This is a genomic window from Streptomyces griseorubiginosus (assembly GCF_017614965.1).
Classification (GTDB): Bacteria; Actinomycetota; Actinomycetes; order Streptomycetales; family Streptomycetaceae; genus Streptomyces; species Streptomyces griseorubiginosus_B.
Genome location: NZ_WVUG01000071.1, coordinates 1 through 16,477 on the forward strand (window position 1 = coordinate 1; position 16,477 = coordinate 16,477).

The following is a 16,477-nucleotide window of genomic DNA, read 5'->3' on the forward strand; positions in this document are numbered from 1 at the left end:
AGACGACGTCGAAGCCCATCGCGGCGATCGCGGGCAGCCGGCGGGCGGCGGTGCGGAAGCTGCCGTGCGGCTGGGTGGGGGTGCCCTCGGAGCGGGGGAAGAACTCGTACCAGGCGCCGTACAGGGCCCGTTCCCGCTCCACCAGCAGCGGCAGCGTCTCGGAGGCCGTCACCAGCTCCCGCAGCGGATGCCGGGCCAGCACCGCGTCCACCTCCGGCGTCAACGCCGCCGCCAGACGGGCGGTGGGTGGGCGGCTCTCGTCGCGCAGGGCGGCGACGGCGGCCAGTACTATGTCACATTCCACTGGCGGCAGACCGTCCGCCGCCCGCTCGTACAGCCGCGCCCCCTCCTCCAGCACCAGATCCGTGTCCATCCCCGCCGGGATCTTGATCTGGGCGTGATGGCGCCAGGTGGTGATCGGGTCGCCCCAGGCCTCCACGGTGTACGTCCACCGCCCGGGGGCGCCCGCGGTGACGGTCGCGCCCCAGCGGTCGGTGCCCGGCGCCAGCTCGCGCATCGGCGTCCAGGGGCCCGGGCGGCCCTCGGGATCGGTCAGGACGACGTTCGCGGCGACCGCGTCGTGCCCCTCGCGGAAGACGGTGGCCGAGATCTCGAACGACTCCCCGGTGACGGCCTTGGCGGGCCTGCGGCCGTGCTGGACGACCGGGCTGACGTCGAGGACCGGTATGCGCCCGATGCCGGCGGTGTCGCCCGCGGAGGGTGGCTCCGGGGCCGGCGGTCCGGAATCGGCCGGGCGCACGGGAGGCGCTTCGGTGCTGGGTGTCGGGGGTGCTGACGAGTGGTGCGTGGCGGGCATGACCGCTCCTGTCCGCGTCATACAGGTGGTGGGCGGATGGGTGTGGGGAGGTGGGTCCTGCGTGGGGTGGTGCTGGGTGTTTCTCCGGAGTACCCGAGGGACGGGCCGGTCTACCGGAGGAGCCTTCCCACCCTATTCGGGTGGGCAATCCGGCACTTTGTTAACTACTCACGCGTATGTCTACGCACAAGACCGGCCCCGTTCGTGAACGAACGGGGCCGGAAACCGGACTCTTCGGTGACGAGTCCGGGACTGCGCCCCTACGAGGGCGGTACTTGCAGCAGTTCGTCCGGTGACCCGAGGCCCCGCCCGGACACCTTCCCGGGCACCGCCAGCTTCACCAGCGCCTTGGCGACCTGGGCCGGGGTGGCCTTCGGATGCCCGGCCAGGTAGAGGGCGGCCGTTCCCGTGGCGTGCGGAGTCGCCATCGACGTACCGGAGAAGGTGGCTTTCGCGGTGTCGCTCGTGTACCAGGCCGAGGTGATCGACACACCGGGGGCGAACAGGTCGACGGCCGAGCCGAAGTTGGAGAAGGCCGCCCGTGCGTCCTTCTGGTCCGTCGCGCCGACCGTGACGGCCTCGTTGACGTCGGCCGGGGAGTACAGGGCGGCCGCCAGGCCGTCGTTGCCCGCGGCGACGACGTAGGTGACACCGGAGGCGATGGAGTTGCGTACGGCCGCGTCCAGCTGGGCGTTGTGGGCGCCGCCCAGGCTGAGGTTGGCCACGGCGGGCTTGCGCGCGTGCTTGGTCACCCAGTCGATACCCGCGATGACCTGCGAGGTCGTACCGGAGCCGTCGTCGCCGAGGACGCGGACGGAGACCACCTCGGCCCGTTTGGCCACCCCGTAGGTGCGGCCCGCGATGGTGCCGGCGACATGGGTGCCGTGGCCGTTGCCGTCGGCGGCGGCCTTGTCGTTGTCGACGAAGTCCCAGCCGTAGCTCGCCCGCCCGCCGAAGTCCTTGTGCGTGATCCGGACGCCGGTGTCGATCACATAGGCCGTCACCCCGGCGCCCGCGGACCGGGGCCAGGCGTAGGCCCTGTCCAGGGGCAGGGCCGGCTGGTCGATCCGGTCCAGACCCCAGGACGGCGGGTTCCTCTGCGTGTCGTCGAGGGCGACGCGGGTGTCCTGGGCGACCGAGGCGACCTGCGGGTCCGCCGCGAGGAGCCGGGCCTGTCTCTCGTCGGCCCGGACCGCGTAGCCGTTGAGGACCGCGCCGTAGGTCTGGCTTATTCTCGCCCCGTATTTCTCGGCGATGCCCTTTCCGGCCGCCGACGGGGCCTTCGTACCCCCCTTGAGCGTCACCAGATAGCTTCCGCTGACGGAGCCGGGCTCACCGGCGCCGAGTATCCGCCCCTGAGCTGCGGCGTGCGCGGGCAGGGTGCCGGACGAGAGCGCGGCGACGCAGGCCACCGCGGTCAGGCCCCCCAGCCGGCGCAGACGCAGTGTTCGCGTCCGTGCCATGTCCGAGTTCCCCCTCCTTCGACTGCACCTGGCAGCCTCCCGTGCAGCCTCTCGTGCGGTGACAAACGCCACAAGGGTGCCCACGGGGCGGAATCGGCCATGTCGGCCATGGCGGACGGGCGAAGGTTGCGGTGATTTCCGGACTGTGTACGACTGTGCGACAGGCTTGGGTGTCCCGTGGTAGTGGAACCCCTCTCCCCGATACCGTCGATGTTGACGACGGGGCGCACACTGCCGTGCGTCCTCCTGTTGTGCACGTATGCCGAGGTGGAATGTGAAGGCGATCCGGCGATTCACTGTCCGTCCCGTTCTCCCCGAACCCCTCCGGCCGCTCGGTGATCTGGCGCGCAATCTGCGCTGGTCCTGGCATGCCGAGACCCGTGACCTCTTCCAGTCCGTCGACCCCGAACGCTGGGCCGCATCGGAGGGCGATCCCGTCCGGCTCCTGGGCGGCGTCTCCCCGACGCGCCTCGCGGAGCTGGCCGAGGACCGCCGCTTCCTGCGCCGGCTGGGCGCGGTGCAGGACGATCTCAACGACTACATGACCGGTGAGCGCTGGTACCAGGCGCAGTCCGGTGAACTGCCCGCCGCCATCGCCTACTTCTCGCCCGAGTTCGGCATCACGGCCGCCCTGCCGCAGTACTCCGGCGGCCTCGGCATCCTGGCCGGCGACCATCTCAAGGCGGCCAGCGACCTGGGTGTCCCGTTGATCGGCGTGGGCCTGCTCTACCGGCACGGCTACTTCCGCCAGTCGCTGTCCCGGGACGGCTGGCAGCAGGAGCACTACCCGGTCCTCGATCCCAACGAGCTGCCGGTCGCCCAGCTCAGCGAGGACGACGGCACCCCCGCCCAGGTCTCCCTCGCGCTGCCCGGCGGCAAGCGGCTGCACGCCCGCGTCTGGCTGGCCCAGGTGGGCCGGGTCCCGCTGCTGATGCTGGACTCCGACGTCGAGGAGAACGACCCCGGCGAGCGCGGGGTGACCGACCGGCTCTACGGCGGCGGCAGCGAGCACCGCCTGCTGCAGGAGATGCTGCTCGGCATAGGAGGGGTCCGGGCGGTACGGGCGTACTGCCGGCTGACCGGCCACCCGGAGCCGGAGGTCTTCCACACCAACGAGGGGCACGCGGGCTTCCTCGGCCTCGAGCGCATCGCCGAACTGTGCGCCCGGGGGCTGGACTTCGACTCCGCGCTGGAGGCCGTCCGGGCCGGGACCGTCTTCACCACCCACACCCCGGTCCCGGCCGGCATCGACCGCTTCGACCGCGAACTCGTCGCCCACCACTTCGGCTCCGAAGCGGAGCTGCCGAGCATCGACGTCGAACGGATCCTCCAGCTCGGCATGGAGACCTACCCCGGGGGCGAGCCCAACCTGTTCAACATGGCCGTGATGGGCCTGCGCCTCGGCCAGCGCGCCAACGGCGTCTCGCTGCTGCACGGGCAGGTCAGCCGGGAGATGTTCTCCGGACTCTGGCCGGGATTCGACCCGGAGGAGGTGCCGATCACCTCCGTCACCAACGGGGTCCACGCGCCCACCTGGGTGGCCCCCGAGGTCTTCCGGCTCGGCGCCCGGCAGATCGGCGCCCAGCGCACCGAGGACGCCCTGACGGTCGGCGGCTCGGACCGCTGGGACGCCGTCGCGGAGATCCCGGACCAGGACATCTGGGAGCTGCGCCGCAACCTGCGCGAGCAGCTGGTGGACGAGGTACGGTCCCGGCTGCGCGCCTCCTGGCGGCAACGCGGCGCCGGGACGGCCGAGCTGGGCTGGATCGACGGCGTCCTCGATCCGGACGTGCTGACCATCGGGTTCGCGCGCAGGGTCCCGTCGTACAAGCGGCTGACGCTGATGCTCCGCGACCGCGACCGGCTGATGGACCTGCTGCTCCACCCCGAGCGGCCCGTCCAGATCGTCGTCGCGGGCAAGGCGCACCCGGCGGACGACGGCGGCAAGCGCCTGGTCCAGGAGCTGGTCCGGTTCGCCGACGACCCGCGGGTGCGCCACCGCATCGTCTTCCTGCCCGACTACGGCATGGCGATGGCGCAGAAGCTCTACCCCGGCTGCGACATCTGGCTCAACAACCCGCTGCGGCCCCTGGAGGCCTGCGGCACCTCGGGCATGAAGGCGGCGCTCAACGGCTGCCTCAACCTCTCGGTCCTTGACGGCTGGTGGGACGAGTGGTTCCAGCCGGACTTCGGCTGGGCGATCCCGACGGCGGACGGTGTGGGCACGGACCCCGACCGCCGGGACGACATAGAGGCCGCGGCGCTCTACGACCTGCTGGAGCAGCGGGTGGCGCCCCGCTTCTACGAGCGCGGCCAGCACGGGCTGCCCGACCGCTGGATCGAGATGGTCCGCCAGACGCTGACGCTGCTGGGCCCCAAGGTGCTGGCCGGCCGGATGGTCCGTGAGTACGTCGAGCGGCTCTACACGCCCGCCGCGCACGCCCACCGGGCCATGGACCCGGACTCGGCGCGCGAACTCGCCGCCTGGAAGGGGCGGGTGCGGGCCGCCTGGCACGGGGTGACCTTCGACCACGTCGAGACCTCCGCCGCCACGACCACCGCGGAACTCGGCAGCACGCTCGGGCTGCGGGTGCGCGTCGGGCTCGGCGAGCTCGGCCCCGAGGACGTCGAGGTGCAGGTGGTCTCGGGCCGGGTGGACTCCCAGGACGGCATCGCCGACGCGACCACCGTCCCCCTCAAGCCGGCGGGCGGCCCCGACCCCGAGGGCCGCTGGATCTACGAGGGCCCCCTGTCGCTGGACCGCACGGGTCCCTACGGCTACACCGTCCGCATCCTGCCGACCCACCGACTCCTCGCCTCCAGCACGGAGTTGGGCCTGGTGACGGTGCCGTCGGAGGAGACCGCGGAGGGAGCGGGGGTGCTGTTCCGCTGACGGCGCGAGGGCGGGCGGCCTTTGCCCGCCCTTGACGTCCGCTTTGCTCGATTCGTGGTTACGCCATACCTCTCGCAGGAACGCGATCACTACGGTCGAGGGATGACATGTGCACGGAGTGACGTCCGGGGGCGGGGTCGCATGTTGGTGCGAGGCATCGATGAGTGACCTGAAGGCGGACACGAAGCGCATCCGCGAGTGCTCCCGGGCGCTGCAGAGGATCTACGACTCCTTCACCGGCCGGGCCGATCCCGCCGAGGACTTCTCGGCCGCCGAGTTGGGCGACCAGCGTGTCGTCGAGGCCTTCGACGAGTTCGCCGACAACTGGAGGATCCACCGCAAGGATCTCGCGGAGAAGATCAGGAAGCTCGGCATCATCACGTGGGAAGCCGCCAAGAGCTACGACGCCGTCGATGTCGAGCTCGCCCGGGCCCTGCGGGAGCAGGACGCACGGGCCGCACACGGCCGCGGTGCGAAGTGAGGCGTCCCGCGGTCGACGAGTGGGCCGTGCTCGACGAGGACGGCGATCCGGTACCAGGAGACCCGGACGCCATCGCCCTGCTCGGGCAGTCGCTGCGCGAGGTCGCCGACGACATCCAGCGTGAAGCGGGTGACGTGGAGGCTCTCTGCCGAGTCGACGCGTGGAAGTCCAAGGCGGCCGACACGTTCCGCGACACGGCACACGACGCCCTCAAGCCGCTGCGCAAGGCGTACCACCGATACGACAAGGCGGCGGGCGCCATGGGGACGCGGGTTCGCCCGGACTGCACCGACGACTGGGCCGGCGCTCTCGAACACGCGCAGCAACTGGCGGACAAGGCCCTCAAGGCGGGACGGACCGCGCACGAGGAGCACGCGGCGGCGGTGCGGAGCATCGAGGGCCTCCCGCCGGACACCAAGGACGACGACCCGGAACTCGTGCGGCTGAAGAAGAAGCGGGATCAAGCCGCGGCCGACCTCGGTAGTGCCAAGTCGGCACTGCGGCGCGCGAAGGAGGTCCGCGACACGGCCGCGCGGAAGGCCGCCGGGATCATCCACCGAGCCATCACCCATGACGGCATGCACGACTCCGGATGGGACAAGTTCGACAACGCGGTGGACTCTGTCGTGTCGGGGGTCGGGGACTTCCTGGAGGACGTCGGCATGACCGTCGTCTCGGATCTCGCCTCCCTGGGCAACGCCATGCTCCACGACCCGGGTTCCACGGCGTCGGTCGTCCTGGGTCTCGGCCTGACGGTGCTGGGCGCGGGCGAGGAGGCCGGCGGTGTCCTGCTGGACGCCACCGGGATCGGGGCGGCGCTGGGCATCCCGATCAACGTCGCCGCGGCGGCCCAGATCGCCGTCGGGGTTTCGTTGGCCGGCGCCGGTATGGCAAGCATCGTGAGCGACGCCGCGGGTCCCGACCGGGTCAACATGACGTCCGACGGGTCGGGCGGCTCCACTGGCGGCGACTGGGACACCGCGGCCGCGGCCGACCGGACCAAGCCGTCGGGAGAGCCCGACCCGACCGCCCAGCCCCGTGGAAAGCCCGAATCGCTCAGCAAGAACGACGACGCCGAGACGATCCGCGCGAAGGGACGGGAGCGGCATTCCGCGGACACCCTGGCCCGACAGGGATACGACGTCGAACAGACCCCGGGTACGATCAACGGGAAGAATCCCGACTTCCGCATCGAGGGCAAGGTCTTCGACAACTACGCCCCGACCGCCAAGAACCCACGCTCCATCTGGACCGCCGTCCAGAAGAAGGTGGACGCGGGTCAGACGGACCGAGTGGTGCTGAACCTCGGTGACAGCGACGCGGACCTCGGCGCGCTGCGGTCGCAGTTCCAGAGCTGGCCCATGAACGGCCTCAAAGAGGTCATGGTGATCGACCGCGAGGGCAACGTGGTCCACCTCTACCCGTAGTCGTCGAAACCCGCAGTCACCGAAGGGAAAGAAGGAACAAGAACACATGGCGATCGAATACGACCTTGATTGCGCGACCCCCGTGTCCGCCAAGGAGGTTGCGGCCCGGCTGGAGGAAGTCGGCAGGGAAACCGGGCTCTTCGACGCGTCGGTCACGGGGGAGCGGCTCGTGGAGGAAGGAGCCGCCACCCGACTGGGCACCTGGATCCGTGTGGTCACGGAGCGGCCGCCGCAGCCGTGGCACCCGGTCGTCACCGCCTTCGGGTTCACCCCGACGGTGACCGTGGGATTCCGCATGGCCAAGGGAGTCGAGGTCGCGGACCAGCAGGACGACATGATCCGGCTCGTCGCGCCCCTGCTGGCGCGCGTGGAGGGCGACGTCGTGCTGCACTTCCAGTTCGAGGTGGTCTGGCTGCTTCGCAAGGACGGCGAGCTGAGCCTCAGCGAGCGGGAGGACATCTGGCCTCCCCGGCGGCTGGCCCTCGTGGCACAGCCCCACCGTCGGCAGACCCACAGCATGGACGTGGACTGAGCCGCCAGTGACGTTCCGTTTTCGTTCCAGCGACCAGCCCGGCCGGGACCTCTGGTGCCCCAGTTCCGAAGTGGCTCGTGCCTTCGTCGGGACCGCCCAGGTCTTCTCCCACGTGTTCGGCGTCGACTCGGGCATCGGCGACCCCGTCGACGGTGTGTGCGTCATTGATTTCCGGGACTTCGGAGCGCTCTCCGCCGCGGTCGTCGACCGGTTCGGCGCGACCGATCAGGGAATCCTCCGGTCCCTCAGCCTCGGCTTCGTCGCCACGTCACTGGTGCTCATCGACCGGGCCGGCCGCCCCGCCCCCGTCATGCTCGGGCCGGCTCAGGAGCGGGCCTGGGCGGCGCTGCGCGACCAGCACGCGCGAGCGATGCCCGTGTGACCGCCGGCCCCGCTGCAACGTGTGCGGCGGGTCACCACTCCGAGGCGTCGGCGCAGAGTTTGCGCAGGATCTTTCCGCAGCGCCGGGCGTAGGCGTTCTGCAGACCCCGGGTCGCCGGGCCGCCGGCCTTCGCGTACCACTTGGCGGGGCGGCTGAAGGCGGTCACGGTCAGCCAGACCGTGCCGTCGCCGGTGCGCTCCACCAGGAAGGACTCCTCGCCGCACTCCGGGTGGCCGGTCAGCGTGCCGTAGGCCCAGCCGGCGCGGCGGGGTTCCTCGACCGTGTAGACGACCCTGCAGGGCGCCTTGATCACGCCGGCGAGGGTGACGGTGACGTCGACGTCCGGTGCGGCCCGCTCCGCTCCCGCGTCGATGCCGACGCCGAGCTCGCGGTGCAGCTCCCAGGTCAGCACCGCGTCGGCGGCTCGGCGGAAGACCTTCTCGCCCTCGCCGATCCGGGACCGCACATGCAGGGAGTGGAAGCCCGGCGGGCAGAAGCCGGCCCGACGGGTCGCGCCGACGTCTTGGTACGTGAAGGACATGGGACACAAGGGTAGGGCGGTACCCGGGACCGCCTTCCTCCCGGGTACCGCCCGCCAACCACCCTCGGGTCAGCTCACGTTGACGGCGGACCAGGCGGCCGCCACCGCGTTGTACTCGGTGCTGCCGGAGCCGTACAGGGCGGCCGCGGCGCTCAGCGTGCCGGTGCGGGCCGACTTGTAGTTGGTCGTCGACGTGAAGTACGTCGTCAGCGCCTTGTACCAGATCTGCAGCGCCTTGGCGCGGCCGATGCCGGTGACCGTGGAGCCGTTGTACGTCGGCGAGTTGTAGCTCACCCCGTTGATCGTCTTCGAGCCGCTGCCCTCGGACAGCAGGTAGAAGAAGTGGTTCGCGACACCCGACGAGTAGTGCACGTCCAGGTTCTTCACGGACGAGGACCAGTAGTCGGCGCTGCCGCCGTCCTTGCTGGGCTTGTCCATGTAGCGCAGCGGGCTGCCGTCGCCGTTGATGTCGATCTTCTCGCCGATCAGGTAGTCACCCGGGTCGGAGGCGTTGGCGGCGTAGAACTCCACGCCGGTGCCGAAGATGTCGGAGGTGGCCTCGTTCAGACCGCCCGACTCACCCGAGTAGTTGAGGCCGGCGGTGTTCGCGGTGACACCGTGGCTCATCTCGTGGCCGGCCACGTCCAGCGAGGTCAGCGGGTGGGTGTTGCCGTCACCGTCGCCGTAGGTCATGCAGAAGCAGTCGTCGTCCCAGAACGCGTTGACGTACGAGCTGCCGTAGTGGACGCGGGAGTAGGCGCCGACACCGTCGTTCTTGATGCCGCTGCGGCCGAAGGTGCTCTTGTAGAAGTCCCACGTCTCCTGCGCGCCGTAGGCGGCGTCCGCGGCGGCCGTCACGTCGGTGCTGGAGCTGGAGGCGGTGCCGGTGCCCCAGGTGTTGGTGGTGTTGGTGAACAGGGTCCCGGTGCCCGACGTGCCGTGCTTCAGGTTGTACGTCTTGTGGTTGCCGCGCGAGGCGTCGGCCAGCGAGTACGTCGAACCCGACAGCGTGGTGGTCAGGCTGACCGTGCCCGAGTACAGCGTCTTGCCGGTGCCGGTCGCGTTCTCGATGCCCTGGTACTCGAAGAGCTTCTTGCCGGTCGCGGCGTCGGTGATGACGTGCAGCTGGTTCGGGGTGCCGTCGTCCTGCAGGCCGCCGACGACGGTCTCGTAGGCGAGGACGGGCGTGCCGGAGCCGGCCCAGATCACCTTGCGGGCGCCGTCCGCGGTGGACTTGGCGGAGCCGAGGCTCTTGGCGGCGGACACCGCCTGCTTCTCCGCCTTGGCGGCGGTGATCTGCGGCTTGAGCGAGGCGACCTTGATGGCCGCCTTGGTCGCTCTGGTGACGCCCTCGGCCTTGCCGGCCTTCGAGGTGTGCACCACGAGGTCGCCGCCGAGGACCGGCAGGCCCGCGTAGGTGCGCTCGTAGCGGGTGTGGACGGTGCCGTCGGCGTCCCTGACGACGTCCTTGACGACCAGCTTCTCCTTGGCGCCGAGGCCTATCCGCCGGGCCGTCTCGGCGACGTCGGCCTGGGCCTTCTGGATGAGCGAGGTGCGTGCGGCGGCCGACAACAGGGTCGGTGCGGCGGCCGGGTGTGCGATGGCCGTGTCCGCCTGGGTCTGGGCGGAGGCCGCACCGGTGGTCAGACCGGTGGTGAGGAGGGCTCCGGCGGCGACGGCGGTCGCGATGGCCAGAGTCGTGCGCTTGTGACGCGCGTAGAGGGGGGTCACACAAGCTCCTTGTGGTGGGGGAGTCCTCACCCGGCGTGGGGCAGCCGGAGGAGGGGGTGCAGTGAAGTTGTGCGGCGGTTGTGAGGAAGCGTGGCACCAGGGGCGCGTACATGTCATGACCCCGACGTGATGTTGGCCGAAAAGCGTCTCCCCGATGAACGTTTCAGGAATGTAAACGGGCGCCGCCCCGGGGAGTCGGAACCCCCGGGACGGCGCCCTCGTCCCTGTGCCGTCACCCGCGGTCTACGGGAACGTCAGCTTCCAGCTGTTGATCTTCCCGACGTCCTGTGCCGCCTGATCCTGAACCCGCAACTTCCAGGTCCCGTTGGCTGTTTCGGAGGAGGCGTTGACCGTGTAGGTCGCCTGGACGTTGTCCGCCGAGTCGGAGGAGCTGAAGTTCTTCAGGCGGTACGCGGTGCCCGACGGACCCAGCAGATCGATCACCAGGTCGCCCCGCCAGGTGTGGGTGATGTCGACGCTCACCTGAAGGTTGCTTGGCGCGTTTCCGCTCCTGCCCGAGACGGTGATCGAGGAGGTGACGGCGGGCCCGTTGTCCGGGATCGACACGGGTGTCGTGTTCTCGTACGACGTCCCGCCTCCGCCGCCCCCGCCGGAGCGCGAGCCGACCGCGATGGCCGCCCAGGCGTCCTGCACCGCCTTGTACTCGGCGCTCGTGGTGCCGTACAGCTCACCGGCCGCCGCGAGGGTGCCGGTGCGTGCGGAGGCGTAGTTGGTGGTGGACGTGAACTTGGTGGTCAGCGCCCGGTACCAGATCTGCAGCGCCTTGTCCCGGCCGATGCCGGTGACCGGAAGCCCGTCCGCGGTGGGCGAGTTGTAGCTGACGCCGTTGATGACCTTGGCGCCACTGCCCTCGCTCAGCAGATAGAAGAAGTGGTTGGCCGGACCGGACGAGTAGTGCACGTCCAGGTTGCCGAGCCCCGAGTACCAGCTGTCCTTGGACGAGCCGTCCTTGCTGGGCTTGTCCATGTAGCGCAGCGGGGTGCCGTCGCCGTTGATGTCGATCTTCTCGCCGATGAGGTAGTCGCCGACGTCGGTCGAGTTGTTGGCGTAGAACTCCACGCCGGTGCCGAAGATGTCGGAGGTGGCCTCGTTCAACCCGCCCGACTCACCGCTGTAGTTGAGGCCGGCGGTGTTCGCGGTGACGCCGTGGCTCATCTCGTGGCCGGCCACGTCGATGGCGGTCAGCGGGTCCGCGTTGCCGGAGCCGTCGCCGTAGGTCATGCAGAAGCAGCCGTCGTCCCAGAACGCGTTCACGTACGAGTTGCCGTAGTGGACGCGGGAGTAGGCGCCGACGCCGTTGTTCTTGATGCCGCTGCGGCCGAACGTGTTCTTGTAGAAGTCCCAGGTCTCCGCGGCCCCGTAGTGCGCGTCGGCGCCCGCCGTCGCGGCGTTCGAGGTGGTCCCGTTGCCCCAGGTGTTGGACGTCTGCGAGAACAGCGTGCCGGTGCCGGACGTACCGTGGTTCAGGTTGTACGTCTTGTGGCCGCCGCGGTCGCCGTCGGTGAGCGTGTAGTTCGAGCCCGACTGGGTCGTCGTCAGCGAGACCGTGCCGCTGTACTGGGTGTTGCCGACACCGGTCGCGGTCTCGATGCCCTGGTACTCGAAGAGCTTCTTGCCCGTGGTCGCGTCCGTGACGACGTGCAGCTGGTTCGGCGTGCCGTCGTCCTGGAAGCCGCCGATGACGGTCTCGTACGCCAGGACGGGCCTGCCGCTGGCCGCCCAGACGACCTTGCGGGCGCCGTCGGCGCTCGCCTTGGTGCCGCCGAGGGCCTTCGCCCGGCTGACGGCCTGCTTCTCGGCGGCCGCCTTCGTGATGTCCGGGGTCAGGTCCGCGACCTTGATCGCCGCGTTCGTCGCCTTGATGACGTCCTTGGTGGCGCCCGACTTGGCGGTGTCGACGACCAGGTCGCCGCCGAGGACCGGCAGTCCGGCGTAGGTGCGCTCGTAGCGGGTGTGCACGGTGCCGTCCGCGTCCTTGAGGACGTCCCGGGCTATCAGCTTCTCCTTGGCGCCCAGGCCGATGTCCCGGGCGGTCTGCGCGCGGGCGGTGTCGGCGTCGCGCAGCAGCTCGGCACGCTGCGAGGGGGACAGGTGCACGGCCGCATGGGCGGGGTTGCCCTTCACCGCGGCCGACGGCGTCTTCTGGGCGGGGGCGGCGGACGCCGCGCCCGACTGGACGGCCGCGGCGAGCAGGGCGGTGACCCCGGCGAGGGCCACGGCGGCGGCCCGGCGGTGCGCGGTGGGGGAGGTGCGTCTGCGAGAGGAACTGCTTCTCAACACTGACTCCTTCTGCATGGCCACGGGGTGCGCGGCCAGGGGAGATCCGGACGGTGGGTCGACCGTCCGGGCAGAACTGGGGGTGGAGCTGTGGGGTTGCTGTGTTGAAGCTGTGGGAAGGGTGGCAGCAGTCTGCGGTTTCTGTCAGGACCGCGTCAGGAAGTTGGCCGGAAATGGTTCGTTGTCCGGAGGTTCATGTTCGGTATGCGGACCGTTGGCCGGTTGCCCGGTGCCCGTGTACCGGTCGGTTCCGCCGCCCGTGCTGCAGCCGTCGCCCTGCGCCCCTGTGCGCGGTCACCCGTGCCAGGTCCGCCACAACGCCGCGTACGCCCCCTCCGCGGTCACCAGCTCCTCGTGCGTGCCGAGTTCGGTGAGGAGGCCGTCCTCCATGACCGCCACGCGGTCCGCGTCATGGGCGGTGTGCAGACGGTGGGCGATGGCGATGACGGTACGGCCCTCGAGCACGGCCGCCAGGGCGCGCTCGGTGTGCCGGGCGGTCGCCGGGTCCAGCAGCGCGGTCGCCTCGTCGAGGATCAGCGTGTGCGGATCGGCCAGCACCACCCGGGCGAGGGCGAGTTGCTGCGCCTGGGAGCCGTCCGTACGGCGGCCCCCCTCGCCGAGCCTCGTGTCGAGACCGTCCGGCAGCTCCCGCGCCCACTCGTCGGCGCCCACCGCCGTGAGCGCCGCCCACAACTCCTCGTCCGACGCGGCCGGTTCGGCGATACGGAGGTTGTCGCGGACGGTGCCGAGGAAGACGTGGTGCTCCTGGGTGACCAGGACGACCTGCCGGCGCAGCTGCTCGGGGCCGAGCTTGACGACGGGCACCCCGCCCACGGTCACCGTGCCCTCGGTCGGCGCGTCGACGCCCGCGAGGAGCCGGCTGAGGGTCGTCTTCCCCGCCCCCGACGGGCCGACGACGGCCAGCCGCTCACCGGGCCGCACCGTCAGGTCGACCCCGCGCAGCACCTCGCCGCCGCGGTCGTAGGCGTACCGCACCCCCCTCACGTCGATCCGGTCGCCGGCCGGCACGGCGGCGTCCGACGTCTCCGTCCGCGGGGCCCGGGCCAGCCCCTCCACGCGGGCGAACGAGGCGCCGCTGTTCTGCAGTTGCTCGACCCGCATCAGGATCTCGTCGAGGGGGCCGCTGAGCCGTTGCAGATACAGCGCCGCCGTGACGACCGCGCCCAGGCTGAGGGTGCCGCGGTCGTGCAGCAGGCCGCCGACGAGGAGGACGGAGGCGACCGGGACGAGGTAGGAGATCTCGACCGAAGGGAAGAACACGGTGCGCAGGAACAGGGTGTGGAGGCGGGTGCGGCGGGAGGTCTCCAGGGCGTAGCGGCTCGCCGATACACGGCGCTTCTCCAGCCGCAGCGCCTCGACCGTACGGGCGCCGGAGGCCGTGGCCGCGAGGATCTCGGCGACGTCGGAGGTGGCGGCCCCCTCGGCGAGGTAGCCGGCCCGCGCCCTGGCCAGATACCAGCGCAGGGCGCACCAGATGCCGACCAGCCCGAGCAGCCCGCAGGCGCCGAGCAGGGGGTTCAGCGCGAACACCGCGCCGAGCAGGAACAGCGCCTGAACGCCGTTGACGAGCAGGTCCGGGCCGACGTCGCGCAGGGTGGTGCCGACCAGGGCGACGTCCGCCGTGCCGCGGGCCGTGAGGTCGCCGGTGCCGGCGCGTTCCACCACGGCGGCGGGGAGGGCGAGGGCGCGGTCGACGAACTGTTCGCGGACGCGGGCGAGGGTGCGTTCGCCGAAGCGGTGGCCTGTGTAGCGGGCCCAGCGGGCCAGCAGCAGCTGGGCGAGGGAGCAGAGCAGGATGGCCAGGGCGCGGTGGTCGACGGCGCCCACGCCCTTGCCCGCGCGGACGTCGTCGACGATGCGGCCGACCAGGTAGGGGCCGGCGAGGCCCGCTGCGGCGGCGAGGGCGTTGAGGGTGAGGGTTGCGGTGAACGCCTTTGCGTCCGCGCGGAGGAGGCGGATCATGGCTCGGCGGATGTCTCTGGGGGCGGCTACCGGGAGTTTGGACGGGGAGAGCTCGGGGGGTTCGGTGCGTGGCCGGGTGCGGGAGCGTTGGGGCTGGTCGCGCCCCGCGGCGGAGCCGCTGATTGACACAGCCCCGCGCCCCTTGGTGGGTTTCACAGCCGTCATCTGAGAACGTCCTCGGCGTCTTCTTCTCGGGCCACGAGTGCTCGGTATTGCGGCTCTCCGTCCAGCAGTTCGCGGTGGGTGCCCACGGCCACCACCTTGCCCTCCACCAGGAAGTACACGACGTCCGCCCGGTCAAGGACCAGCGGGGACGTGGTCGTGACCAGCGTCGTACGGCCCTCCCGTGCCTCCCTCAGCCGCTGGGCCACCCGGGCCTCCGTGTGGGCGTCCAGGGCCGACGTCGGTTCGACGGCCAGGAGAATCTCCGGGTTGGCCAGCAGGGCGCGGGTCAGTCGGACGCGTTGGCGTTGGCCGCCGGAGAGGTTGCGGGCCTGGGCGTCGATCGGGGAGTCGAGGCCGTCGGGGAGGCCCTGGACGATGTCCTCCGCGACCGCTGCGTGCACCGCTCGCTCGATGTCCTGCTCCCGGCGTTCCTCGCGCCCGGCGATCAGGGACCGCAGCGGTTCCGCGAACAGGTCGGCCTCGTGGTCCGCGACCAGGATGTGCTCCCTGACCTGCCTCAGGGCGATCTCGTCGAGCGGGACGCCGCCCCAGGTGGCCGTGGAGGGCGTGTAGCGGCCGAGACGGTCGACCACCGCGGCCGCGTCCGCCGGGCGGGCGCAGGCCAGGGCGGTGAGCCGGCCCGGTGCCACCCGTACGCCGGACTGCGGGTCGTGCAGTGCCGACGGCTCGGCGGGCGCGTCGCGGGTGCCGGTGTCCGCCAGCGGCTCCAGGCGCAGGAACCGTACGACCCGGCGGGCCGACACCAGGCCCCGGCTGATCTGGTAGCCGCACTCGACCCAGAAGGCCACCGGGCCGACCAGGACCGCGACATAGCCGTAGACGGAGACCAACTCGCCGATGGTGATGGCGCCCTGGGCGGCGAGGCGGGCGGCGAGCCAGGTGACGACGGCGAGGAAGAGGGTGGGCAGGCCGACGCCCAGCGCCTGGACCCAGCTGGTGACCGCGCCGACCCGGTAGCCCTGGCGGCGCAGGCGCTGCGAGTCGCGCTGGAAGGCGTCCGCGAACAGGCCCTTGCCGCCGAGGCCGTTGAGGACGCGCAGTCCGCCCGCGAGGTCGGCGATCCGGGCCGTGAGGACGCCCTGCCGCTCCCGGTACTCCGTCTCGGCGCCCTGCAGCCGGGCGAGCAGCGGTCCGACGAGGACGACGATGAGGGGGAGCCCGAGCAGGACGACGGCAGCGATGAGCGGCGAGACGGCGAGCAGGAGGCCGGCCACCACCAGATACGCCACGACGGCGCCGACCCCGGGACCGACCACCGTGAGTGACTGGCTGATCGTCTGGACGTCGCCCACCCCGATGGTGACGACCTCGCCCGCCCCCACCCGGCGGTGCAGCGCCGCCCCCAGGCGGACCGCCTGTCCCACGATCACCTTCACCGTGCGGAAGTTGGCGTCCATCCGCACCCGGGTCATCGTGCGGTGCCGCATGATGCTCAGCCAGCCGTTGAACGCCCCGACCGCGAACAGGGCGGCCGTCCAGCCGGCGAGAGCCGGGTAGTCGCCGGGTTCGAGGCCCTGGTCGATCGCCCGGGACAGGAGATACGGCGTGGCGGCCAGCAGCACCATCCAGACGCTGCCGAGCACCGCACCGGCGAGCGAGCGGCCGGGCTGGCAGCGCACCAGCCAGAGCAGATAGCGGGCCCCGCCGCGACGGTCGGGCTCGCCGGGCTCCTCGTACGCGTCGATCATGCTTCCCCGATCCCGGATCCGCGGATTCCTCTTGCACCGGCGGACTTGGAGGTTA

Annotated in this window: 12 protein-coding genes; 5 read left to right on the top strand and 7 right to left on the bottom strand. The window is 71.3% G+C overall.

Translation table 11 applies throughout. The features are described from left to right. The coding region (locus GRC12_RS16080) for a maltotransferase domain-containing protein (RefSeq protein WP_208779921.1) at positions 1 to 817 on the bottom strand (817 nt) is incomplete at its 3' end. Between the two features lie 260 nt (positions 818 to 1,077). Further along, positions 1,078 to 2,280 (bottom strand): S8 family peptidase, encoded by a 1,203-nt coding sequence (locus GRC12_RS16085; RefSeq protein ID WP_208779922.1) that lies wholly within the window; start codon positions 2,278 to 2,280, stop codon positions 1,078 to 1,080. 274 nt (positions 2,281 to 2,554) lie between these two features. Here GRC12_RS16085 and GRC12_RS16090 point away from each other — a divergent pair, with 274 nt between their 5' ends. The 5 genes from GRC12_RS16090 to GRC12_RS16110 all read left to right on the top strand — a co-directional run bounded on the left by GRC12_RS16090 (position 2,555) and on the right by GRC12_RS16110 (position 7,995). Further along, positions 2,555 to 5,173 carry a glycosyltransferase family 1 protein gene (locus GRC12_RS16090; protein WP_208779923.1) on the top strand — a complete coding sequence of 873 codons (2,619 nt, stop codon included), beginning with the start codon at positions 2,555 to 2,557 and terminating at the stop codon, positions 5,171 to 5,173. A gap of 160 nt (positions 5,174 to 5,333) precedes the next feature. Further along, a complete protein-coding gene (locus tag GRC12_RS16095) occupies positions 5,334 to 5,654 on the top strand; it encodes a hypothetical protein (RefSeq protein ID WP_208779924.1) in 321 nt (106 codons plus the stop codon). After that, positions 5,651 to 7,081 (top strand): putative T7SS-secreted protein, encoded by a 1,431-nt coding sequence (locus GRC12_RS46720; RefSeq protein WP_208779925.1) that lies wholly within the window; start codon positions 5,651 to 5,653, stop codon positions 7,079 to 7,081. The genes GRC12_RS16095 and GRC12_RS46720 overlap by 4 nt, the downstream gene beginning before the upstream one ends. Positions 7,082 to 7,127: 46 nt before the next feature. Continuing rightward, positions 7,128 to 7,613: a SitI3 family protein gene (locus GRC12_RS16105; protein ID WP_208779926.1), complete on the top strand. Its 486-nt coding sequence runs from the start codon at positions 7,128 to 7,130 to the stop codon at positions 7,611 to 7,613. Positions 7,614 to 7,620: 7 nt separating this feature from the next. Next, positions 7,621 to 7,995: a DUF6086 family protein gene (locus GRC12_RS16110; RefSeq protein WP_308286559.1), complete on the top strand. Its 375-nt coding sequence runs from the start codon at positions 7,621 to 7,623 to the stop codon at positions 7,993 to 7,995. Between the two features lie 31 nt (positions 7,996 to 8,026). On the opposite strand, the gene GRC12_RS16115 is transcribed toward GRC12_RS16110, so the two are convergent. The 5 genes from GRC12_RS16115 to GRC12_RS16135 form a co-directional block, all read right to left on the bottom strand. Next, positions 8,027 to 8,536, bottom strand: coding sequence for a DUF1990 domain-containing protein (locus GRC12_RS16115; RefSeq protein ID WP_208779928.1), 510 nt, complete (start codon positions 8,534 to 8,536; stop codon positions 8,027 to 8,029). Positions 8,537 to 8,605: 69 nt separating this feature from the next. Then, positions 8,606 to 10,267 carry a M4 family metallopeptidase gene (locus tag GRC12_RS16120; RefSeq protein ID WP_208779929.1) on the bottom strand — a complete coding sequence of 554 codons (1,662 nt, stop codon included), beginning with the start codon at positions 10,265 to 10,267 and terminating at the stop codon, positions 8,606 to 8,608. Between the two features lie 243 nt (positions 10,268 to 10,510). After that, positions 10,511 to 12,565, bottom strand: a complete 2,055-nt coding sequence (locus GRC12_RS16125) for a M4 family metallopeptidase (RefSeq protein ID WP_208779930.1) — start codon at positions 12,563 to 12,565, stop codon at positions 10,511 to 10,513. 294 nt (positions 12,566 to 12,859) lie between these two features. Continuing rightward, positions 12,860 to 14,548 carry an ABC transporter ATP-binding protein gene (locus GRC12_RS16130; protein WP_244372951.1) on the bottom strand — a complete coding sequence of 563 codons (1,689 nt, stop codon included), beginning with the start codon at positions 14,546 to 14,548 and terminating at the stop codon, positions 12,860 to 12,862. 161 nt (positions 14,549 to 14,709) lie between these two features. Next, complete coding sequence (locus tag GRC12_RS16135; protein WP_208779932.1) at positions 14,710 to 16,422, bottom strand: ABC transporter ATP-binding protein; 1,713 nt, start codon at positions 16,420 to 16,422, stop codon at positions 14,710 to 14,712. Positions 16,423 to 16,477: the final 55 nt, after the last annotated feature.

Bases quoted from the DNA above. Each gene is read 5' to 3' on its own strand.
- GRC12_RS16085 (WP_208779922.1), bottom strand. From the start codon at position 2,280: ATGGCACGGACGCGAACACTGCGTCTGCGCCGGCTGGGGGGCCTGACC.
- GRC12_RS16095 (WP_208779924.1), top strand. From the start codon at position 5,334: ATGAGTGACCTGAAGGCGGACACGAAGCGCATCCGCGAGTGCTCCCGG.
- GRC12_RS16105 (WP_208779926.1), top strand. From the start codon at position 7,128: ATGGCGATCGAATACGACCTTGATTGCGCGACCCCCGTGTCCGCCAAG.
- GRC12_RS16115 (WP_208779928.1), bottom strand. From the start codon at position 8,536: ATGTCCTTCACGTACCAAGACGTCGGCGCGACCCGTCGGGCCGGCTTC.
- GRC12_RS16130 (WP_244372951.1), bottom strand. From the start codon at position 14,548: ATGATCCGCCTCCTCCGCGCGGACGCAAAGGCGTTCACCGCAACCCTC.
- GRC12_RS16135 (WP_208779932.1), bottom strand. From the start codon at position 16,422: ATGATCGACGCGTACGAGGAGCCCGGCGAGCCCGACCGTCGCGGCGGG.